Origin of the sequence: Bradyrhizobium sp. SZCCHNR1015, assembly GCF_032489875.1 — a bacterium.
In the GTDB taxonomy this organism is placed as follows: Bacteria; Pseudomonadota; Alphaproteobacteria; order Rhizobiales; family Xanthobacteraceae; genus Bradyrhizobium.
In genome coordinates this window covers 687,678-707,679 of record NZ_JAUEYW010000001.1, presented here as the reverse complement: position 1 = coordinate 707,679, position 20,002 = coordinate 687,678, and the positions used below count along the sequence as shown (strand labels likewise).

At 66.1% G+C, this 20,002-nt stretch carries 22 protein-coding genes; 10 read left to right on the top strand and 12 right to left on the bottom strand.

Annotated elements, in window-relative coordinates; translation table 11 throughout:
* Positions 1–114: 114 nt before the first annotated feature.
* On the top strand, positions 115–618 hold the full coding sequence (locus QX128_RS03270) for a hypothetical protein (protein ID WP_315800314.1): 504 nt from the start codon (positions 115–117) through the stop codon (positions 616–618).
* A 25-nt stretch (positions 619–643) separates the two neighbouring features.
* Here QX128_RS03270 and xth read toward each other — a convergent pair whose 3' ends face one another.
* Positions 644–1,414, bottom strand: coding sequence for an exodeoxyribonuclease III (gene xth / locus QX128_RS03265; protein WP_316236718.1), 771 nt, complete (start codon positions 1,412–1,414; stop codon positions 644–646).
* A gap of 156 nt (positions 1,415–1,570) precedes the next feature.
* Entirely contained in the window at positions 1,571–2,398 is an 828-nt protein-coding gene (locus tag QX128_RS03260) for a helix-turn-helix transcriptional regulator (protein WP_316236650.1), read from the bottom strand.
* 91 nt (positions 2,399–2,489) lie between these two features.
* Here QX128_RS03260 and QX128_RS03255 point away from each other — a divergent pair, with 91 nt between their 5' ends.
* A complete protein-coding gene (locus QX128_RS03255; RefSeq protein ID WP_316236649.1) occupies positions 2,490–3,392 on the top strand; it encodes an SDR family oxidoreductase in 903 nt (300 codons plus the stop codon).
* A 62-nt stretch (positions 3,393–3,454) separates the two neighbouring features.
* Here QX128_RS03255 and QX128_RS03250 read toward each other — a convergent pair whose 3' ends face one another.
* Entirely contained in the window at positions 3,455–4,033 is a 579-nt protein-coding gene (locus tag QX128_RS03250) for a TetR/AcrR family transcriptional regulator (RefSeq protein WP_315800311.1), read from the bottom strand.
* 93 nt (positions 4,034–4,126) lie between these two features.
* Here QX128_RS03250 and QX128_RS03245 point away from each other — a divergent pair, with 93 nt between their 5' ends.
* The 4 genes from QX128_RS03245 to QX128_RS03230 all read left to right on the top strand — a co-directional run bounded on the left by QX128_RS03245 (position 4,127) and on the right by QX128_RS03230 (position 7,147).
* Positions 4,127–4,945 carry an SDR family NAD(P)-dependent oxidoreductase gene (locus QX128_RS03245; RefSeq protein ID WP_316236648.1) on the top strand — a complete coding sequence of 273 codons (819 nt, stop codon included), beginning with the start codon at positions 4,127–4,129 and terminating at the stop codon, positions 4,943–4,945.
* 33 nt (positions 4,946–4,978) lie between these two features.
* A complete protein-coding gene (locus QX128_RS03240; protein WP_316236647.1) occupies positions 4,979–6,292 on the top strand; it encodes an SCP2 sterol-binding domain-containing protein in 1,314 nt (437 codons plus the stop codon).
* 395 nt (positions 6,293–6,687) lie between these two features.
* Complete coding sequence (locus tag QX128_RS03235) at positions 6,688–6,879, top strand: hypothetical protein (protein WP_316236646.1); 192 nt, start codon at positions 6,688–6,690, stop codon at positions 6,877–6,879.
* Positions 6,880–6,943: 64 nt separating this feature from the next.
* Positions 6,944–7,147, top strand: coding sequence for a hypothetical protein (locus tag QX128_RS03230; RefSeq protein ID WP_316236645.1), 204 nt, complete (start codon positions 6,944–6,946; stop codon positions 7,145–7,147).
* Between the two features lie 96 nt (positions 7,148–7,243).
* On the opposite strand, the gene QX128_RS03225 is transcribed toward QX128_RS03230, so the two are convergent.
* From QX128_RS03225 to QX128_RS03205, 5 genes are all read right to left on the bottom strand, one after another.
* Complete coding sequence (locus QX128_RS03225; RefSeq protein WP_316236644.1) at positions 7,244–7,729, bottom strand: hypothetical protein; 486 nt, start codon at positions 7,727–7,729, stop codon at positions 7,244–7,246.
* A gap of 146 nt (positions 7,730–7,875) precedes the next feature.
* On the bottom strand, positions 7,876–8,073 hold the full coding sequence (locus QX128_RS03220; RefSeq protein ID WP_316236643.1) for a hypothetical protein: 198 nt from the start codon (positions 8,071–8,073) through the stop codon (positions 7,876–7,878).
* A 729-nt stretch (positions 8,074–8,802) separates the two neighbouring features.
* Positions 8,803–9,987: an alanine racemase gene (gene alr / locus QX128_RS03215; RefSeq protein ID WP_316236642.1), complete on the bottom strand. Its 1,185-nt coding sequence runs from the start codon at positions 9,985–9,987 to the stop codon at positions 8,803–8,805.
* A gap of 45 nt (positions 9,988–10,032) precedes the next feature.
* Positions 10,033–11,541 (bottom strand): replicative DNA helicase, encoded by a 1,509-nt coding sequence (locus tag QX128_RS03210; RefSeq protein ID WP_315755750.1) that lies wholly within the window; start codon positions 11,539–11,541, stop codon positions 10,033–10,035.
* Positions 11,542–12,179: 638 nt separating this feature from the next.
* Positions 12,180–13,430, bottom strand: a complete 1,251-nt coding sequence (locus tag QX128_RS03205) for a cyclopropane-fatty-acyl-phospholipid synthase family protein (RefSeq protein WP_315800306.1) — start codon at positions 13,428–13,430, stop codon at positions 12,180–12,182.
* Between the two features lie 428 nt (positions 13,431–13,858).
* On the opposite strand from QX128_RS03205, the gene QX128_RS03200 reads away from it, so the two are divergent.
* On the top strand, positions 13,859–14,623 hold the full coding sequence (locus QX128_RS03200) for a hypothetical protein (protein WP_316180925.1): 765 nt from the start codon (positions 13,859–13,861) through the stop codon (positions 14,621–14,623).
* A 60-nt stretch (positions 14,624–14,683) separates the two neighbouring features.
* Here the strand turns inward: QX128_RS03200 and rplI are convergent, their stop codons facing one another.
* The 4 genes from rplI to rpsF all read right to left on the bottom strand — a co-directional run bounded on the left by rplI (position 14,684) and on the right by rpsF (position 17,114).
* Positions 14,684–15,277, bottom strand: a complete 594-nt coding sequence (rplI, locus tag QX128_RS03195; RefSeq protein ID WP_315800304.1) for a 50S ribosomal protein L9 — start codon at positions 15,275–15,277, stop codon at positions 14,684–14,686.
* A gap of 47 nt (positions 15,278–15,324) precedes the next feature.
* On the bottom strand, positions 15,325–16,275 hold the full coding sequence (locus QX128_RS03190; protein WP_316236641.1) for a hypothetical protein: 951 nt from the start codon (positions 16,273–16,275) through the stop codon (positions 15,325–15,327).
* A gap of 132 nt (positions 16,276–16,407) precedes the next feature.
* Entirely contained in the window at positions 16,408–16,647 is a 240-nt protein-coding gene (rpsR, locus tag QX128_RS03185; protein ID WP_008963441.1) for a 30S ribosomal protein S18, read from the bottom strand.
* Between the two features lie 5 nt (positions 16,648–16,652).
* Positions 16,653–17,114 carry a 30S ribosomal protein S6 gene (gene rpsF / locus QX128_RS03180; RefSeq protein ID WP_315800302.1) on the bottom strand — a complete coding sequence of 154 codons (462 nt, stop codon included), beginning with the start codon at positions 17,112–17,114 and terminating at the stop codon, positions 16,653–16,655.
* A gap of 371 nt (positions 17,115–17,485) precedes the next feature.
* Between rpsF and fabD the strand changes: the two genes are divergently transcribed.
* The 3 genes from fabD to QX128_RS03165 all read left to right on the top strand — a co-directional run bounded on the left by fabD (position 17,486) and on the right by QX128_RS03165 (position 19,892).
* Complete coding sequence (gene fabD / locus QX128_RS03175; protein ID WP_315800301.1) at positions 17,486–18,445, top strand: ACP S-malonyltransferase; 960 nt, start codon at positions 17,486–17,488, stop codon at positions 18,443–18,445.
* 33 nt (positions 18,446–18,478) lie between these two features.
* Entirely contained in the window at positions 18,479–19,216 is a 738-nt protein-coding gene (fabG, locus tag QX128_RS03170) for a 3-oxoacyl-[acyl-carrier-protein] reductase (RefSeq protein WP_315800300.1), read from the top strand.
* Between the two features lie 436 nt (positions 19,217–19,652).
* Positions 19,653–19,892 (top strand): acyl carrier protein, encoded by a 240-nt coding sequence (locus QX128_RS03165; protein ID WP_006610957.1) that lies wholly within the window; start codon positions 19,653–19,655, stop codon positions 19,890–19,892.
* Positions 19,893–20,002 lie beyond the last annotated feature (110 nt).

The window sequence follows — 20,002 nt, the reverse complement described above, 5'->3', positions numbered from 1 at the left end:
TTCCAGGTTGTGATCGGCGTCACATTCGCCGGGAGCGCGATCGGTCAGACTGATCTCCGATGAAGGCAGCCCGGCGGGGCATCCATCCTCGCCGCACCATCGGAGAAACGCGTCATGGCCCAGCTCCATCTGACGTCCCCTCGGGGTCTTGCATCCAAGACATCAGCCGCGAAAGCGCCCGCGCGGCCGGCCGCGACCAGGGCCGGCTGGCTCGCGATGGCCGCCGGCGTGATCACGACCGTGTTCGCTGCGATCGGCGCGGTGAACAGCGTCATTCCCGCGGCGTCGAACGTCGGCGCGGCCGTGCTCGACGCGCTGAATGTGCCGGCCTGCCTGTCCTATGCCGATCGCTATGACGGCACGCAGAGCAGCTTCCGCAAGGAAGGCCAGCTCTGGCGCGAATATCCGCGCGGCTCGGAGACCTTCAGCTACGAGTTCAGGGAGATCCGGCGCACGCGCCAGGAGATCATGCTGTGGAACGTGACGCCGCGCCCGAACGTGCCCGACGCCGCGAGCCTCGTCGTACACCTGCCGGTGTGCGGCGGCATGGCGGTGCTGACCGAGGGCCTGCCGGAGCGGGCGACCAACCTGCAGCAGACCTGGCCGGACCGCGGCTGAAGCTCCGACGCGCGCGACCTTCGGACTATGTCAGCACGATCCACGCCGGCGCGTGATCGCTCGCGCCGTCCTCGCCGCGAATGGCGCGGTCGACGCCGGCCTTGGCAAGGCGCGGCGCGAGTTGCGGGCTCAGCAGCAGATGATCGAGCCGCAGGCCGGCATCGCGCGGCCAGCGGTTGCGCTTGTAGTCCCAGAACGTGAACATCGGCGCCTTCGGATGCAGCGTGCGGATCGCATCGCACCAGCCTTGATCGACCAGCGCGTGAAAGGCGGCGCGGCTCTTCGGCTGGATCAGCGCGTCCTTGTCCCAGGACTTTGTCGGATAGATGTCGAGCGTATCAGGCGCCACATTGTAGTCGCCGGCGAGCACGACCGGCAGGTCGTCCTTGATGAACTTGGCCGCGTGCCTGTGCAGCCGCTTGAACCAGGCGAGCTTGTGGTCGAATTTCGGCCCCGGCTGCGGATTGCCGTTCGGCAGATACAGACAGCCGACGACGATGCCACGCACCGCGGCCTCGATGTAGCGGGCGTCGCGATCCCTGGGATCGCCGGGCAGGGTGGTGCGCGTCAGCACTGGCTCGGCCTTCCGCGCCAGGATCGCGACCCCGTTCCAGGTCTTCTGCCCCTGCCACACCGCGCCATAGCCGGCCTTGGCGATCGCATCGACGGGGAAATCGACCTCGGTGCATTTCAGCTCCTGCAGGCAGACGATGTCGGGTTTGGCCGCGCGCAGCCAGCGCAGCAGATTCGGGAGCCGCCGACGGACATTGTTGATGTTGAAGGTCGCGATCTTCATGATGCCCGTTGCCGCGGGGATGGTCCGGATGACCAAGCTCGCAATCGCCTTTTGGTTCACGCTGCAGCATCGATGCAGCCAAGGCTGCCTATGAAAGCCCGGCCCATCAGGCTGCCACGCGCTTCTCGGCGGCGCGAGTCGAGAGGGCGCACGTGTCTATTTAGGTCGCGACGTCACCAGCGCGCGGATCTTGTCCGCATCCTCCGGCGTCGCGGGATTGTAGATCACCATGGTGAGGTCGGGCCGGCCATCGACGGCGAAGCCCGAGAATTCCAGCGAGAGCGGCCCGGCGAAGGGATGGTGCAGGACCTTCACGCCATCGCCATGCCGCCCTTGCACATCATTGTCGCGCCACATCGCCGCGAAGTCCGGGCTGGTCGCGCAGAGCTCGTCGACCAGCGATTGGACATTGCGGGCCGCGCCGGCGCGCGCCACGTCGGCGCGGAAGGACGCGACCACATAGCGCGCCACGGCCTGCCAGTTGGACTGTGCGGCGCGGACGCGGCTGTCGTGGAACATCATGCGCAGAACGTTGCGCTGGCCCTCGGGCAGGGTGCTGTAGTCGGTGAGAACGACCGTGGCGGCCCTGTTCCAGGCGACGATGTCCCATGTCGCCGTGCGAACGAAGGCGGGGCTGTATTCCAGCGTGTCGAGCACGCGTTGCAGGCGGGGTGAGATGCCGTCGATGGCGTGATAGCGGGCTTCGGGCGGCCGGCCGAGACCGAGCAGGAACAGATGCTCGCGCTCGACGTCGGTCAGCATCATGGCGCGCGCGATGCGGTCCAGCACGTCGGCGGAGGGCGCGCCGCCGCGCCCTTGCTCCAGCCAGGTGTACCAGGTGGCGCTCACATTGGCGCGTTGCGCCACCTCTTCGCGCCGCAGCCCCGGCGTTCGCCGCCGCTGCAGCGGCAGGCCGAACGCGGTCGGATCGAGCTTGGCGCGGCGATCCCGGAGATAGGTCCCGAGCGAGTTGCTGTCCGTCATCCTGTTAGCGATTATACCCGTATAATGTCACGACTTTACCCGCATGAGCAGCGTAGCAATATCCCGGCGATCTGAACAGGGAGTGTGTCTCATGCGTGTCTTCGTCACCGGCGCCGCCGGCTTCATCGGCTCCGAAACCACCAAAGAGCTGATCGCTGCCGGGCATCAGGTCATCGGCCTCGCGCGCTCCGAAGAGAACGTCCGCACGCTCGAGCAACTGGGCGCGCAGGTTCATCGCGGATCGCTGCAGGACCTCGACAGCCTCAAGCGCGGCGCGAAGGACGCCGACGGCGTGATCCATCTGGCCTTCATCCATGACTTCGCGAAGTTCGCGGAGAACGGTGCGATCGACAAGGCTGCCATCGAAGCCATGGGCGAGGTGCTGGTGGGCTCGAACAAGCCGTTCATCGTCACCTCCGGAACGGGGCTCGTGGCGGCCAATGTGGTGGTCACCGAAGACATGCGGCGCGAGTCCAGCGCGCATGTCCCGCGCGTGTCCGAGCAGACGGGTCTCGCCTATGCGTCGCGTGGCGTGCGCGCGATGGTGATCCGCCTGCCGCAGGTGCACGGCGCACCAGGAAAAGCCGGGCTGATTTCCTATCTGGTCGAGCTCGCACGGCAGAAGGGCCGCGCCGCCTATGTCGGCGCGGGCGCCGAGCGCTGGGCCGCGGCGCATCGATCGGATGTCGTCCGCCTCTACCGGCTCGCCCTGGAGAAAGGTACGGCCGACGCGATCTACCACGCCGTCGGCGAGGAGGGCGTCCCCATGCGCGAGGTCATCGAGGCGGTCGGCCGCGCGCTGAACGTGCCGGTCGTCTCGATCAGAAAGGAGGAGGCTGGTGACTACTACGGGCCGCTGGCGATGTTCGCGGGCCTGGACATGCCGGCCTCCAGCGCCCTGACACAGCAGCGCCTGGGCTGGACGCCCGAGGGCATCGGCCTGATCGCCGACATCGGCCAGCCGGACTACTTCAAGCCGAGCTCTCGGAGTTGAAGGATTGCCTGGAGCGGATCGTCTCAAATTTCATGCTTGTCACCGGAGTTGCGCAGTCGAGTTCAATCCGTTGCAAGCGCCGCCGTCGCGGCCGCGATGACTTCGTCCTGTAGCGGCGAGGCGCCGAGCGCGCGGGCCATGACGACAGTACCGATCAGCATCGTCAGTGTGCGGATCGCTTCCGCGCGCGCGTCATGCTCTGCAACGCCGCGCGCAATCAGGCCGGCTGCAACGCGCGTGATCAACTGCTCGGCGCCGACGGTGAATTCCGTGCCGAGCACGTCCGGCATCCGCCCGGCGTCGGCACCGAAGCCCGCCGCGGGACAGCCCATCCCGGGATGGGCGATGTGCTCGCGCGACAGGTAGCGCGCCACGTAGGCGGCGAGCGCCGCTTCGGCGCCGCCTGTGTCCATGTCGCGGTCGATGCCGCCGGCCATCGCGGCGAAGGCGTGCCGCGTGGCGGCAGCGAGCATGTCGTTCTTCGACGCGAAGTGCCGGTAGAAGCCACCCTGCGTCATGCCGGCGGCGGCCATCACGTCAGCGATGCTGGCCCCCGCGACTCCGCGCTCGCGCAGCAGGCGCGCCGCCGTATCGACGATTTTCGCTTTGCTCTCAGCGGTTTGTTCCCTGGTCTTGCGCATGTGATCGAACCTGTCTCGTGTCGCTTGACAATTTAGCGGTCGTTCGACATCTTTGCAATTAGAGTTCGATCGAAATCTAAATAGGAGCTGACCATGACCAGCCCATCCCTGCGTCCCCTGACCGAGGCCGAGCGCCTCCGCCGGGCCTATGGCACCTATGCGGTCGTGACCGGCGCCTCCGATGGGATCGGCCGCGCGGTGGCTATGCGGCTGGCGGAGGCCGGCTTCGGCCTCGTACTGGTCGCGCGGCGCCGCGCCGTGCTGGAGGCGCTCGCCGCTGAGCTCGAACCGCGCACGCCCATCCGCCCGGTCGTGATCACAGCCGATCTCTCGGTGCCGGACGATGTCGACCGGATCGCGCGAGAGACCGCTGATATCGATGTCGGCCTGCTGGTCGCGGCCGCCGGCTTCGGCACTTCGGGGCCGTTCGTCGACGGCGATCTCGCAGCCGAGCTGAACATGATCGACGTCAATTGCCGCGCGCTGGCGCAGCTCACGCATCTGTTCGGGCGCCGCTTCGCCGCGCGCCGGCGCGGCGGCATCGTGCTGATGAGCTCGCTCGTCGCCTTCCAGGGCGTGGCGCGCGTCGCCAACTACGCGGCGACCAAGGCCTTCGTGCAGAGTCTCGCCGAAGGTCTCGCGCCGGAGCTCAAGCCGTTCGGCGTCGACGTGCTGGCCTCGGCGCCGGGGCCGGTGATGAGCGGCTTCGGGCAGCGCGCCCACATGACGATCCGCAGCGGCCAGACACCGGACGAGGTCGCCGTCGGCACGCTCAACATGCTCGGACGGCGCACCACGGTGCGGCCCGGCTTCCTCGCCAAGGCCCTGGAGGCGAGCCTGATGCTGCTGCCGCGCTCGGCCCGTGCCGCGATGCTGGCACGCGTGATGGCCGGCATGACGCAGGCGGCGTGAGCCGATCCTTCCCGAAGCCCGGAGTGCGCTGCCATGATGACCGACACGCCGTCCCCCGTCGCCGTCCCATCGCCTCCGCCGTCGCGGCTTTCGGCATCGGAACTGCTCGATCTTGCGCGCACCTGCGGCGCCGATGATTGCGGCCTTGCCTCGATCGACGATCCCAGCCTTGCCGAGGATCGGCCGCATATTCTCGCAGCCTTTCCCAAGACGCGCACGCTCTTGGTGCTGGTCGGACGGATGCATCGCGAGCCGGTCCGCTCGCCGGCGCGCTCGGTCGCCAATCTCGAATTTCACCGGTCGGGCGACCACATCGACGAGGTCGCGCGCGGCATCGTCCGCGTGCTGGAGGACCGCGGCATCCGCGCGCTCAATCCGGCGATGGCGTTTCCGATGGAGATGGACCGTTTTCCGGAGCGCGGCTGGATCGTGTCGCACAAGCGCGCCGCCGAGGCCGCCGGGCTCGGCCGCATGGGTATCCATCGCAGCGTCATCCATCCGCGCTTCGGCAGCTTCATCCTGCTCGGCACGGTGTTGATCGCTGCCGAGGTCGATGCGGTCGCTGCTCCGCTCGACCACAATCCATGCCTCGAATGCAAGCTGTGCGTCGCCGCCTGTCCGGTCGGGGCGATCAAGCCCGACGGAGCCTTCGACTTCTCCGCCTGCCTCACCCACAATTATCAGCAATTCATGGGCGGCTTCGTCAACTTCGTCGAGGACATCGCCGAGTCGCGCTCGGCCAACGATCTCCGCAGCCGCGTGAGCTACGCCGAGACGGTGACGCGCTGGCAGAGCCTGTCCTACGGGCCGAACTACAACGCCGCCTATTGCCTCGCCGTCTGCCCCGCCGGCCACGACGTCATCGGCCCCTATCTCGCCGACCGCAAGCAGCACGTCGCAGACGTGCTGGAGCCGCTGACGCGCAGGACCGAGCCGGTCTATGTCGTGCCCGGCAGCGACGCCGCCGACTACGTCGCGCGGCGCTTTCAGCACAAGACGATCCGCTTCGTGCGGGCGAGCGTCCGTGCGACCTCGATCCGCGGCTTCCTCGACGGCATGCGGCTGACCTTCCAGCCCGGCAAATCCAAGGGCCTGACGGCGATCTATCACTTCACCTTCACCGGCCAAGAGACGGCCGAAGCCACCGTCACCATCCGCGACCGCCGGCTGACCGTGCAGCCGGGCCATGTCGGCAAGGCCGACCTCCGCATCACCGCCGACGCCAAGGCGTGGCTGCGCTTCCTCGCCAAGGAGATCTCGGTCGCACGCCTGGTCCTCACCCGCTCGCTGCGGCTGAAAGGCCCGGTCCGCCTGATGGCGGCGTTCGGCAAGTGCTTTCCATCGTAGCGTCAACCGGGACTCGGGCCCTTGGCGCGGAGAGTTTTATGCACTGTCACCGAATTTGTGACTCTACCGGCTTGCCGAGCGCTGGGCCGCGGCTACAGCAGCGGGCGCTATCGCAGCCGTGTGCCGATATCCATCCGCCAGTCATTGCGAGCGGAGCGAAGCAATCCAGGGTGGCATGTGGGACTCTGGATTGCGTCGCTTCGCCGCTGCGCTCGTCATGACGATGTGGCGCGCGCGGGCGCCTGAGGCGGAGGCGCTTCCTCTCACCAAAATATGGCCCCTAGCTACATGTGCTCATTGTGCAGATTCTCGTTGTCATCCAGCCGACTTTTTAATGATTAGATCATAGCCTCGACCCTGGTCCGCCGAGCGGAGACCATGCGTGGAGGTTGGGTGTGAATGACGATGTGCCTTGGTACGTAAGTCTGATCATAGCCTGGTTGCCACTGATCATGTTCGTCTTCGCCGTTGCATGGAGCACCCGTCGGATTCAGAGGTCTCTGACGGCCGGCGATGGTCGCTCGCTGGCGCAGATCGTCGGTGATCTGGCGGATGAGATGAAGCGGGCGAATGACAGAAGATTGTAGCCGGTCGCACGGCTCATCTGAACGCCGGGCTGTCTCGTAGACAATTGCAGAGAAGAGGCTGGGTATGACCAATGATGTGCCATGGTACGTAAGCCTGATTGTCTCCTGGCTTCCCTTCATCATATTCATCGCCGCGATTCTCTGGAGTTCGCGGCAGCTGCGGAAGTCGCTCACTGCCAGTGATGGCCGCTCCATGGCGCAGGTTGTCGACGATCTGGCGCGAGAGATGAAGCGCGCCAACGACATCCGTCATGACCAGGCACCCTAGCCAGCGCGTAGCCTGGCCCTAACGGGCGCGCCGAAACGCGGCAGAAGGTCCAACAGCGTGAGAACACTGACCGTCGCAATGGCGCGCTCATCGGGCCTACTTGCTTATATCGTCGACGAAGAAGGCAGGAAGAACGTCCTGCCTGATCGCATCGGCGTCCGAGCACCGCAGGCCGCTGCGTTCTTGATTGTATAGAATTGCATAGAGAGCGCCCGAGGCTGTCGGGTTCAAAGCCGACGGCTTATACGCAGCCTGTCCTGATCGCTTGAGCTCAAACCAGGTCAAGAACATCCGAACGAGATGAGCCAGATCGGACGACTCGTCCTGCGGCACGCGATCGGGCGTGGGATATAGCCGTGCCATTTCGCCGATTTTGCCCATCACATCCGGATTTCTCCTGACGGCTTGAAGGCACTCGACGAGAAAGCTGAGTTTGGGCACCTGCAACTCCGAAACGGGTCGCATGAGCTCCCGGGCATCTCCACCTCTCGCCCTCCATTCAGCCTCCATGGCCCAGAGCTCCTCGAGCCAATCGAAATACCGGCCGTTCGCGTCAGTCCATGCCTTGTACGTCTCACTCATGTCCCCGCTCCCCGGGTCGATGTCTTTCTAACCGCTATTGGCTCATCGATCCGATGGCTGTCATTGCAGCGCGCAAGAGGAGTGAAGCTCTCTCGTCGTCATTGCCTTTCCATGGGAGTTGGCGCCGCACTGGCCTTCAGGTCAATTCAACCTCCGCCGGCTTGGTTCGACGCCGCCGCGGTGTGAGCGGCGATCAGCATTTGCTCGACGATCGCATCGAACTCATCCTTCGCGATCGGATCGGTTGCAGCCATTTCGTCGTACGATTTTCGGTAAGGCTTCCACCAATGGTGGTGAAGCCCTGCCCGGTGGAGAATCCGAGCCGCTGCCTCGACTTCTGCCAATGTCGGACGCCACACGGTACATCACCCTATCAGCCGCGCTGGCGTATTCATACCAGGCGAGCAGGGGACGTGTCCCGCATAGGGTGGCGCGCTGCGGCGACCTGGGAAACGAACCGCAAGTCCATCGGGCTAAAAATCTGCGCCAAAACACGAATTCCGTCAACGATCTCAACGCGACTCACCCTGTCCAGTCCTCTCGCGAAAAATATCTGACTTCCGTTTATCAGAAAAATATGGTTCACTCCCTCCGTCCCGCCTCGGCACGAGGGGCGTATCGCGATCGTCATGACACGCGGGGTGGGATGTGGTGGGCGCTTCGGGTCGCAGCATGGCTTGACGTCGTGCGGACGAACGACACGGGGCGCACGTCGAAAACGTATGGTCCTGGCATCTCGACGCTGATGCTACGCTGGCGGTGATGATCCGCCGGTCACGGGGGCAAGACAGCCGATCCCCGGGGAGAGTACGCATAAGGCGTAAAGCCATCGCGCGGGGAATGCCGGTTGACCGGCTGAACCTGTGGTGACTGCCGCCTGCTTTTTTTCTGCAGGCGGGCCATGGGTGAGGCCTTCACCCGGCATTCCCTGCGCCCTCGTCTTTCGAAGAGGGTAAAAACGAGATGCAAGCCTCGGGCGTGACATGCCGCGAGAACGATAACTCATGTCAGCTCGCAATGACGAGGTGGCAGCAGCGGTGTGGACGTCAGACAGAGAGCGTTGCTGCGCGCGATCAGCTCTCCGCTGGCGCCGCACCACCTTTGTAGATCCGGTGATAGCGCCGGCCGAGATTGGTCAGGACCTCGTAGCCGATGGTGCCGAAATGATGCGCGAGCTCGTCGACGGTGATGCCTTCGCCGAGCAGCGTCGCGAAGTGGCCGCGGCGTGCGGCCTTCGGCGGCAGGTCGGTCACGTCGACCGCGATCAAATCCATCGAGATACGCCCCGCGATCGGGCAGCGCTGGCCGGCGATGATGACGTCGGCGCCGCGGGTGCCGTCATTCGAAGAGGCGGCGCGGAAGTAGCCGTCGGCATAGCCGGCCGAGAGGATCGCAAGCTTGGTCGGCCGGCGCGCGCTCCAGGTGCCGCCATAGCCGACCGTGTCGCCGCGCGCGAGGTCGCGCAGCTGCACGATGCGCGCCTTGATCTCGGCGACCGGCTGCATCGGGTTGTCGGCCTCGGGCGTGGGGTTGACGCCATAGAGTGCCGCGCCGGGACGCACCATGTCGAACTGGAAGGAGGCGCCGAGGAAGATGCCGGAGGAGGCGGCGAGCGCTGCGGGCACGCCGGTGAAGACGCCGGCGACCTCGCGGAACGCCGCGAGCTGGCGCGCGTTCGACGGGCTGTTGATCTGCTCGGCGGAGGCGAGATGGCTCATCACCAGCGTGATGCCATGGTCGCCGCTCTGGATGCGCGGGATCATGCTCTGCGCATCGATCAGGCTGAGGCCGAGCCGGTTCATGCCGGTGTCGACATGGATGGCCGCGCCACCCTTCCAGCCGGTGCGGCGGCAGAACATGTCCCATTCGGCGAGCTCGTTGAGATCGCCGATGACGGGGCGGCAGTTGATGGCGGCGTAGTCGTCGCCGGTGTTCTGGAAGAAGCCGTCGAGCACGTAGAGCGCGGCCGAGTCGGGCAGGGCGGCGCGGGCGACCCTGGCCTCGGCGAGGGTGGCGACGAAGAAGGTCTTGCAGCCGGCGGCGGCGAGCGTGCGCGCCACCTGGGGAATGCCGCAGCCATAGGCGTCGGCCTTGATCACGCCGGCGCATTCGGCCGGCACCGCGGTCTTTTCCAGCTTGCGCCAATTGGCGGCGAGCGCGTCGAGATCGATGGTCAGCACGCCGGTGGCGCTGGCCGGGACAGCGTCATCGACCGCCGAGACAGGCTGTTCGGCGGGTTTCTGTTCGGGAACACTCATGGGGCGCTTTTACGCGCCACGGCGTCACGGTTCAACCGCGTCAGGTCAATAGTCGTGATGCTGCGGCGGCAGACCGTCATGCGCGAGATCGCCGAACCGGGTGACCGAGGCGTCGAAGTGCAGCTCGACCGTGCCGGTCGGGCCGTGACGCTGCTTGCCGATGATCACCTCGGCCTTGCCCAGCGCCAGATCCATTTCCATCTGCCACTTCTGGTGCTCCTCGGTGCCGGGGCGCGGCTCCTTGGCGGCGAGGTAGTACTCGCCGCGATACACGAACAGCACCACGTCGGCGTCCTGCTCGATCGAGCCGGATTCACGCAGGTCCGACAGTTGCGGCCGCTTGTCCTCGCGGTTCTCGACCTGGCGCGACAGCTGCGACAGCGCGATGATGGGAACGCTGAGCTCCTTGGCCAGCGCCTTCAGGCTGGTGGTGATCTCGGTGATTTCCTGGACGCGGTTGTCGTTGCCGCGCTTGCCCGAGCCCGACAGCAGCTGGATGTAGTCGATCACCAGGAGGTCGAGGCCCTTCTGGCGCTTGAGGCGGCGGGCGCGCGCCATCACCTGCGCGATCGAGATGCCGCCGGTTTCGTCGACATAGAACGGCAGCGACTGCAGCTCGATCGAGCACTCGCGCAGCTTCTCGAAATCGGCCTCGGTAATGCCGCCGCGGCGGATGTGGCTCGAGGGAATGCCGGAGCGCTCGGCGATGATACGGGTGGCGAGCTGCTCGCCGCTCATTTCGCACGAGAAGAACCCGACGACGCCGCCCTGGGCGGCGCGATAGGTGCCGTCGGGCTGCAATTCGGGAACATAGGCCTGGGCGACGTTATAGGCGATGTTGGTCGCGAGCGAGGTCTTGCCCATGCCGGGACGGCCGGCGAGGATGATCAAGTCCGAATGCTGCAGGCCGCCCATCTTGGCGTCGAGATCGCGCAGGCCGGTGGAGATGCCGGACAGCTTGCCGTCGCGCTGAAACGCCTTGGCGGCCATGTCGAGCGCGGTCGTCAGCGCCTGCGAGAATTTCTGGAACCCGCCGTCGTAGCGGCCGGACTCGGCCAGCTCGTACAGCCTTCGCTCGGCGTCCTCGATCTGATTGCGCGGCGCGAAGTCGACCGGCGCGTCATAGGCGACGTTGACCATGTCCTCGCCGATGCCGATCAGGTCGCGGCGCAAGGAGAGGTCGTAGATGGTGCGGCCATAGTCCTGGGCGTTGATGATCGTGGTCGCCTCGGCCGCGAGCCGCGCCAGATATTGCCCGACCGTCATGCCGCCGATGTCGACGTCGGCCGGCAGGAATGTCTTCAGGGTCACGGGCGTCGCGACCTTGCCCATCCGGATCAGGCTCGACGCGGTCTCGAACACGGTCTGATGCAGCGGCTCGAAGAAATGCTTCGGCTCGAGGAAGTCCGAGACGCGATAGAACGCGTCGTTGTTGACGAGGATCGCGCCGAGCAGACCCTGTTCCGCCTCGATGTTGTGAGGAGCGCTGCGATAGGCCGGCGTTGCTGCGTCAGCCGGCGCCAGCTTGTGAACGTTCGAATCGGTGAGTGCCATGACCGCGTGTTTAGCAGCTTTGAAGGGGAGGGGATAAAGCGCCAGTCGCGCGCCAAGCGGAAGCGAAAGCTGAGCGCAATTCACCGTCGGGTAAATCTGGTGGATGAATCCGGACTCGCCAGATGCCGCGCTTGACGGAACCGACAGGACTCAAGGCCGCGCGAGCGCGAGCGATATGCCGGTGCACTCAACCGGCGCGATCGTTCGACATGTCCGCGAGGCGGGAACGAGAGTCGGTACGGCGGGGCGTGCGAGGGCCGCGCGTGGATCCGCGCCCGGCGTCAGACCAGCAGCAGATAGAGGAGGGCGATCAGGGATGCCCCTACGCCCGCGGCGATCAGCGCGTAGTCGGTGCTGAAGTCGGTCTGGGGTTCCAACATGGCTCTGGCGGGGCTCTGGGACACGCCGGGACACTACGGCCGGGCTTACCCGGGGTCTGTGAGCCAGTTCACAGACCGCACGATTTGTTTGAAAATTTGAGTCGGATGGGCGTGATCTCACGCTTGGGACGCGATCCGTTATCTACGCATCTCAAGATTGAAGTCGGGCCCGCCGCGCGGCCGCGCGAATCCGGGCGTCCGTCTCTGCAGGACCATTGCACTGACGCCGCCTTCCGCCTTCGTCGCGGGCCGCGCGCGCTACTCACCCGCCATCTGCAGCGCCGGGCGGCTGCCGCGCTCGCGCGCCCGCAGCCGCGTCTCCTCGCGGTGGACGTAGTCACGCGTCATCGGCACGACGCCCTGGCGCTTCGTCAGCTGGATCTGGACATTCATCAGGTTCTGCTTGCGGAACCCCATTTCCGCGGCCGCCAGGTAGAACTCCCACATCCGCGCGAAGCGCTCGTCATAGAGCTGCACGGCCTCGTCGCGCCGGGCCATGAAGCGTTCACGCCACGCCTTCAGGGTCTCCGCGTAGTGCAGGCGCAGGATCTCGATGTCGCAGACGAGGAGCCCGGCGCGCTCGATCGCCGGCAGAACCTCCGAGAGGGCTGGGACGTAGCCGCCGGGGAAGATGTATTTGGCGATCCAGGGGTTGGTCGCATCAGGGCCCTCGGAGCGTCCGATCGAATGCAGCAGCATGACGCCGTCGTCCGCGAGCAGCTCGGCGCAGCGGCGAAAGAAGGTGTCGTAGAAGGCGACCCCGACATGCTCGAACATGCCGACCGAGACGATGCGCTCGAACGTACCTGGCACGTCGCGGTAATCCTGCAGCAGGAAGCGGGCGGCATGGGACAGGTGCCGTTCGGCCGCGCGGGCCTCGGCGACCTGCAACTGCTCGGCCGACAAGGTCACGCCGGTGACGTCGGCATCACACATCTCAGCCAGGTAGAGTCCGAGCCCGCCCCAGCCGCAGCCGATGTCGAGGATGCGATGGCGGCGGCGGATCAGCAGCTTGGCCGCCAGATGACGTTTCTTGGCGAGCTGGGCATCGTCCAGCGTCGCATCCGGCGTCTCGAAATAGGCGCAAGAATATTGCCGGTCGGCATCGAGGAACAGCGAATACAGCCGCCCGTCGAGATCGTAATGATGGGCGACGTTGCGGCGCGCGCGTGCCCGGATGTTGAGCTGGTGCAGGTGCCGGACGAGGTAGCGCAGCCACCATTGCGTCTTGGCCCAGTCGGGCACCGCGGCCGGCTGGCTCATCACGATCGACAGCAGATCCGCGATCGATCCTCGTTCGACGACGAACGAGCCGTCCATATAGACCTCGCCGAGCGCGAGCTCGGGATTGGCCAGAATCCGGCGTTCGGCTTCACGAGTCAGAAATCGTGCCGCCACGGGGACACCGGTTCCATCCCCGCAGCTGAACGACGTGCCGCTGGCCGTCGTAAAGCTGATCGACCCACGGCAAATGAAGCCACTCAACAGACTTCGCAGCAAACGGTCCATCCACACCACCCAACGAGCTATTCCCGTGAGTTGCTGACTTTCCCGGCCGTCGCACTCGACGCGTTGAGAACCGATTGGTTCCCAATCATCACGTTGTTATGTTACCCAGCGGGCACACGCCGATGCCACTGCCATGAACACAAAGCCGATATTCAGAACGGTCATTGTCATTGATCGATGGACATCTCGGCGCAGGAACATCTGTGCGCTTTCATTCGCTCCGCAATCCGTTAAAAAGGCCGCGGCCGCCGGCCTTTTGGCCGGTGTCCGGCATCTGACCGCCGGACGAGGTCTGAAGGGATCGCCGTCGACGGCGTGGAGCGACCGCAATGTCCGCTGTCACGTTCGGCTGATAGCGAGAGGAAACACGGCAGCGGATGTCGCGCGGGGCGGCGCCGTGTGGGCGAAACCATAGCTGGAGAATGAGAATGGTGGGCCGAGCGCTCAATTTGGCGGCGGTGGTGGCGGTGTTCTGCATGGGCTTTGCGGGGGCCGCCGTTGCGCAGGAAAATCTCGATGCGGGCAAGAGTCCTGCGCAGATCTTCAACGGGACCTGCGTGGTGTGCCACAAGTCGCCGCGCGGTCTGGCCAAGAACACCTCGGCCGGCTCGCTGCCCGGGTTTCTGCGCCAGCATTACACGACGAGCCCCGAGATGGCCGGCGTGCTCGCCAATTACCTGATTGCGAACGGCGCCGCTGATGCGCGATCCACGGGCCATTCCGGCAAGGAGACGCGATCCGAGCGTCGCGCCCGGTCGGCCACCACCGAGCCGTCCGAGGCGAAGCCGGCCACCGCTGACGATGCGGCCGAGCCGCGTCGTCGGGGTCATCATTCCAGGCGCTCCGCGCCGGCTGAGGCCAAGCCCGATGCGGCAGCGGAGCCCGCGGCTGCACCGGCCGACGGCGAGGGCAGTGCGCCCGCAAAGAAGGGCCGGCTCGGCAAGCGCAAGAAGCCGGCCCAGGAGGGCGCGGCCGCGGATGAGACGCGCAGCGAGCCGACCGGTGCGACCCAGCCGTCGCCGTCGCGCGAGGACAGCGCCGCCGGCTCCGAGCCGCCGCGGGTTGAGCCGGCAAGATCGAGCGACGCCGCCCCGGCGCTGCGCGCCGATCCGGTCCCGCCGGTGACGCCGGCGCCGGCCACGACCCAGTCGGTGCCGTCGGATCCCTCGGTTCCGTCCTCGCCCTCGCGGTGAGACGGCAATAAAAAAGCCCGGCTCGTTGAGCCGGGCTTTTCCGCAGATGGGCTGGCGCGCTTACTGCTGCGCAGGCTCGCCGGCAGCGCCCTCGTCCTGGGCCTCCGGATCGAAGAACTCGCCGGCGGCGGCGATCGCTTCGGCGGCGGCGTCGCGGTCCTCCTGGCGGGTCGAGATGTCCTCGCCGCGCTTGATGCGCTCGGCCTCGTCGGCGCTGCGGGCGACCGTCACGGTCACCGAGGTCTCGACCTCCGGATGGATCGCGATGGTGATCGTCTGCTTGCCGATCGTCTTGATCGGGGCGTCGAGCCAGACCTGCGGCCGGCTGACGGTGATGCCGTCGGCGGCGAGGGCGGCGACGATGTCGCGCACCGAGACCGAGCCGAACAGCTGGCCGGATTCGGAGGCCTGGCGGATGATGACGATGTCGCGGCCGTCGATCTTCTCGGCGACCTTGGACGCCTCGCCCTTGGCCTTGATGTTGTTGGCCTCGAGCTCGGCCTTCATGCCCTCATACTTGGCCTTGTTCTCGGCGGTGGCCCGCAGTGCCTTCTTGCGCTTGAGCAGGAAGTTGCGGGCGAACCCGTCCTTGACCTTCACGATCTCGCCCATCTGGCCGAGCTTGGCGACACGTTCCAGCAGAATGACTTCCATCGATGTTCTCCTTGTGATGTTTGAAGCGGTTGGTTGAGGTGAAGCTTCTACGGCACCGGCAACGGCGGCGGCTGCCGCGGGCCGAAGCGGTGGCGGAGGTCGAAGGCGGCGTCGGCGAGGCCGAGGACGATCATCGCCAGCATCGGGATCGGCCAGATGAAGGTCAGCATCAGCGCGTAGGCGAGGCCGAGCCAGAGCGGCCGGGTGCGCAGCGGCAGGGTCAGCGTATGCAGGACCGCGAAGCCGGTGAGCGCATAGGCGGTCAGCAGCGCTGCGGCGGCGATTCGCGCGAGCATGCCGATCAGCCCGCCCGGGAAGCAGAAGGCGATGATCGCAAACAGCGCCGGCAGCGTCATCAGCGGCAGCTTGGTGTCGCGCAGGCGTGGCCATGGGCGCATCAGCCGGCCGGAGATCGCCGTGATCTTTGCAGCCGCCAGGACGTTGAGCGACAGGATCGTGGTCATGATCACCGCGGCCATGGGCGGCGCCATGAAGACCAGGAGCTCGACCAGCTGGGGAATGTCGACCGCGTCGGTCGACGCGACGGTATTGCCGAGCACGCGCGACAGCAGCCGCCTGAGACCCTGATTGGTGGCCGTCATGTCGGTGCCGAAGGAGAATGCGGCAATCAGCGCGGCGATCACCGCGATCCACAGCAGGATGTTGCCGGGCGGATACCATTCGATGCCATCCTGGCCGGATGGGCTGGTCGTCGGCCGGCCGAGCAGGACGAGGTGGCCGAGCCACCAGGCCGGCAGCGTCACAGAGACTGCAAAGGCGAGCGCGCGATCGAAGCCGAAGATGGCCAGCACGCAAGCGGTTGCCACAAGACCGCCGATGACAGCGCAAAGCCGGCCCCAGGCGATTGCGGCGACCAGCAGCGGCACGGGCGCGAGCAGCGCAAGCACGAGCGCCGTCATTACGCCCGACGCCGTCGAGGCGAACATGACGGCGGAGGCAGCGCCTGCTGCGAGCGCGATGAGAAGCGTTCCGATCATCAGCTGTCCCGCTCCCTTCGAGCGGTTAGAGGCGCCTTCGCCCCAACCATCGGCGACCGGACGACCCGGAAGCCTTATGAGAATTCAACGGAAGGAGCCGGCGGCGCGGGGCCGCCGGTCCGAGGTCCGCAATCAGCGGATGACGTAGGGCAGCAGGCCGAGGAAGCGGGCGCGCTTGATGGCGCGCGCGAGCTCGCGCTGCTTCTTGGCGGACACGGCGGTGATGCGGCTAGGCACGATCTTGCCGCGCTCGGACACGTAGCGCATCAGCAGCTTGGAGTCCTTGTAATCGATCTTCGGCGCGTTCGGCCCGGAGAACGGGCAGGTCTTGCGGCGGCGGAAGAACGGGCGACGTGCGGGGGCTTCAGCCATTGATCTTACTCCTCGTCCGTCGTTTCTTCGTCACGGGGCCGGCGCGGGCCACGATCGCCACGGTCTCCGCGATCGCCACGGAAGCCGCCGCCATCGCGCTCACCACGGAAGCCGCCGCCGCGGTCGTCGCGCTCACGGTCGCGATCGGCCTTGCGCATCATCGCCGACGGGCCTTCCTCGAGCTCCTCGACGCGGACGCTGAGGTAGCGGATCACGTCCTCGCTGATCCGCTCCTGGCGCTCGATCTCGGCGATCGCCGCGGACGGCGCGTCGATGTTGAGCAGCACGAAGTGCGCCTTGCGATTCTTGTTCATGCGGTAGGTGAGGGAGCGAACGCCCCAATTCTCGGTCTTCGTGACCTTACCGCCGAGACCCTCGACGATACCGGTCATCTGAGCCGTCAGTTCTTCCACCTGCTGGGTGCTCGCGTCCTGACGCGCGAGGAAAACATGCTCGTAAAGCGGCATGGCTGTCCTTTCCAAGTTGGCGCAAATCCCGGCGTCAAGCCCTTCGAGCCCTTGTGGAAAGGACTCGCAGACGTCAGCTCAGAAGGCGGGAACACGGGACGACGGGCCGACTGGCCCTGCCACATCAAATCGCCTGGACAGCTTGGAGAGGGTACATCCCCAAGGTTGAGCAAGGTGAATTTGCTGGGACCGTCCGTTCAGCTCCCGGCTCGGGATCCACGGATGGCGGGCCTTATACCGATTTTCGGCGCCAAGGCAAGGGAAAGTGGTCGAAATGCGCCCGTCACGCGCTTGACATCCCGGCCTTTGCCAGTGTCTTTCCGGCCAAAGTTACTCAATTCCAGGGATTTTGGAACGTTCAGGGGGCGGCCATGACGGCAGCATTCACTTTTCCGGGGCAGGGGTCCCAGGCCGTCGGCATGGGCAAGGCGCTCGCGGACGCCTTCCCGGTGGCCCGCGCCGTGTTCGAGGAGGTCGACGCTGCCCTCGGCGAGAAGCTGACGACCATCATTTGGGAAGGTCCGGCCGAGACCCTGCAGCTGACCGAAAATGCCCAGCCCGCCCTGATGGCGGTGTCGATGGCGACCTTGCGGGTGCTGGAGGCCGAGGCGGGGTTCTCGGTCGGGCGGGACGCGGCCTTCGTCGCGGGTCACTCGCTGGGCGAATATTCGGCACTGGCGGCCGCCGGCAGCCTGACCATCGCCGACACCGCCCGCCTGCTGCGGACGCGCGGTCTCGCGATGCAGAAGGCCGTTCCGGTCGGCGTCGGCGCCATGGCCGCGCTGCTCGGGATGGATTACGAGGCAGCCGTGGCGGTCGCCGAAGAGGCGGCTCAGGGCGAGGTCTGCCAGGCCGCCAACGACAATGGCGGCGGTCAGGTGGTGGTGTCCGGCAACAAGGCCGCCGTCGATCGCGCCGTCGAGATCGCGCGCGCCAAGGGCGCCAAGCGCGCCATGCTGCTGCCGGTCTCCGCGCCGTTCCACTGCAAGCTGATGCAGCCGGCGGCCGACGTCATGGCGGAGGCGCTCTCCAAGGTCACCATCAAGGCGCCGGCCTCGCCGCTGGTCTCGAACGTGCTCGCGGCCCCGATCAGTGATCCCGACGAGATTCGCCGTCGCCTGGTCGAGCAGGTCACGGGTACGGTGCGCTGGCGCGAATCGATCGCCTACATGGCGAGCCAGGGCGTGACGCGCTTCCTGGAGATCGGCGCGGGCAAGGTGCTCAGCGGCCTGGTCAAGCGGATCGCGGATGGTGCAGTCGGTGTCGCCGTCGGCGGACCGGCGGACATTGCGGCCGCCAAGGATGCGCTGGCCGCGGTCAAAACGTCGTAGAGCGTCGCGTATAGCGGCATTGAGGAGAGTTTGATGTTCGATCTGAGTGGCAGGACCGCGCTGGTCACCGGCGCGACCGGCGGCATCGGCAATGCGATCGCCAAGGCCTTGCATTCCCAGGGAGCGACCGTGGCCGTTTCCGGCACCCGGCGCGAGGTGCTCGAGACCCTCGCGGGCGAGCTGGGCAGCCGTGTGCATGTGCTGCCTTGCAATCTGTCTGACGCGGCCGAGGTCGAGGCGCTGGTGCCGGCCGCCGAGCAGGCGATGGGGCAGGTCGACATTCTCGTCGCCAACGCCGGCATCACCCGCGACAACCTGTTCGTGCAGCTCCGCGACGAGGATTGGGACGAGGTGATCAAGGTCAACCTGACCGCGACATTCCGCCTCTCGCGTGCCGCCACCAAGCTGATGATGCGCAAGCGCTTCGGCCGCATCATCGCGATCACCTCGATCGTCGGCGTCACCGGCAATCCGGGGCAGGGCAATTACACGGCGTCCAAGGCCGGCATCATCGGCATGATCAAGACGCTCGGCGCCGAGTACGCCAAGCGCGGCGTGACCGCCAACTGCATCGCACCGGGCTTCATCAAGACACCGATGACCGACGCTCTGAACGAGAAGCAGCGCGAGTCGATCCTCGCCAAGGTGCCGGCGGCGCGGCTGGGCACGCCAGAGGACATTGCTGCAGCTGCGGTGTACCTCGCCTCCAACGAGGCGGCGTATGTCACGGGCCAGACCATCCACGTCAACGGCGGCATGGCGATGATCTAGGCCCTGCCGCGGCTCGGAATGCGGCGAAAAGACGTCGCGACCAGCATACCGGGCCGTGTGGTCAACGATTCGCGTGTATGGTAACCGGGCAGCTGATGGGGGCACGAAGAACGCCATTGCAGGATTTCCAAACCCTGTATATTGGCGGGGCGAGCTGCCATCGTTCGCCGGGCCTCCGTCGGCTGGCGCTGCTGATCCGGGTTCCTGTTTGAGCGCTCTGGATCGGAGGCGTACCGGCCTCATGGAGAGTGTGGATTGGAGTTTGTGAGTGGCCCCGTTTCCGAAGTTTTCGGACCGCAAGTCGTCCGCCAAATTTCGGTAAAGGGGCGCTGCGGGGCAAATCTGGTTTTGCGCGATCGCGAAGGAAGTTTAGCGGCCGGGGTGATGCGGATCATCCGGGGGTCGGGTCTTAAAGGAACAAGCACGAGGTTGAACGATGAGTGAGATTGGCGAGCGGGTTAAGAAGATCGTGGTCGAACACCTTGGTGTCGAGCCCGAGAAAGTGGTCGACAACGCGAGCTTCATTGACGACCTCGGTGCTGACAGCCTCGACACGGTCGAGCTCGTCATGGCCTTCGAGGAAGAGTTTGGTTGCGAGATTCCGGACGACGCCGCCGAGACGATTCTGACCGTCGGCGACGCCACCAAGTTCCTCGAGAAGAACGCCAAGAGCTGACGCTCCGGCGAAGTTGCGCGAAACCGGCCGATCCGTCTTGTGCGGTCGACCGGTTTCTTGCTGTTGGCGGCGTCGTGATGAGCCGTCATCTGGCGGCCGGCGACAGACGA

Coding starts and splice junctions, on each gene's coding strand:
- QX128_RS03270 (WP_315800314.1), top strand. CDS start 115: ATGGCCCAGCTCCATCTGACGTCCCCTCGGGGTCTTGCATCCAAGACA.
- xth (WP_316236718.1), bottom strand. CDS start 1,414: ATGAAGATCGCGACCTTCAACATCAACAATGTCCGTCGGCGGCTCCCG.
- QX128_RS03260 (WP_316236650.1), bottom strand. CDS start 2,398: ATGACGGACAGCAACTCGCTCGGGACCTATCTCCGGGATCGCCGCGCC.
- QX128_RS03255 (WP_316236649.1), top strand. CDS start 2,490: ATGCGTGTCTTCGTCACCGGCGCCGCCGGCTTCATCGGCTCCGAAACC.
- QX128_RS03250 (WP_315800311.1), bottom strand. CDS start 4,033: ATGCGCAAGACCAGGGAACAAACCGCTGAGAGCAAAGCGAAAATCGTC.
- QX128_RS03245 (WP_316236648.1), top strand. CDS start 4,127: ATGACCAGCCCATCCCTGCGTCCCCTGACCGAGGCCGAGCGCCTCCGC.
- QX128_RS03240 (WP_316236647.1), top strand. CDS start 4,979: ATGATGACCGACACGCCGTCCCCCGTCGCCGTCCCATCGCCTCCGCCG.
- QX128_RS03230 (WP_316236645.1), top strand. CDS start 6,944: ATGACCAATGATGTGCCATGGTACGTAAGCCTGATTGTCTCCTGGCTT.
- QX128_RS03225 (WP_316236644.1), bottom strand. CDS start 7,729: ATGAGTGAGACGTACAAGGCATGGACTGACGCGAACGGCCGGTATTTC.
- alr (WP_316236642.1), bottom strand. CDS start 9,987: ATGAGTGTTCCCGAACAGAAACCCGCCGAACAGCCTGTCTCGGCGGTC.
- QX128_RS03210 (WP_315755750.1), bottom strand. CDS start 11,541: ATGGCACTCACCGATTCGAACGTTCACAAGCTGGCGCCGGCTGACGCA.
- QX128_RS03205 (WP_315800306.1), bottom strand. CDS start 13,430: ATGGACCGTTTGCTGCGAAGTCTGTTGAGTGGCTTCATTTGCCGTGGG.
- QX128_RS03200 (WP_316180925.1), top strand. CDS start 13,859: ATGGTGGGCCGAGCGCTCAATTTGGCGGCGGTGGTGGCGGTGTTCTGC.
- rplI (WP_315800304.1), bottom strand. CDS start 15,277: ATGGAAGTCATTCTGCTGGAACGTGTCGCCAAGCTCGGCCAGATGGGC.
- QX128_RS03190 (WP_316236641.1), bottom strand. CDS start 16,275: ATGATCGGAACGCTTCTCATCGCGCTCGCAGCAGGCGCTGCCTCCGCC.
- rpsR (WP_008963441.1), bottom strand. CDS start 16,647: ATGGCTGAAGCCCCCGCACGTCGCCCGTTCTTCCGCCGCCGCAAGACC.
- rpsF (WP_315800302.1), bottom strand. CDS start 17,114: ATGCCGCTTTACGAGCATGTTTTCCTCGCGCGTCAGGACGCGAGCACC.
- fabD (WP_315800301.1), top strand. CDS start 17,486: ATGACGGCAGCATTCACTTTTCCGGGGCAGGGGTCCCAGGCCGTCGGC.
- fabG (WP_315800300.1), top strand. CDS start 18,479: ATGTTCGATCTGAGTGGCAGGACCGCGCTGGTCACCGGCGCGACCGGC.
- QX128_RS03165 (WP_006610957.1), top strand. CDS start 19,653: ATGAGTGAGATTGGCGAGCGGGTTAAGAAGATCGTGGTCGAACACCTT.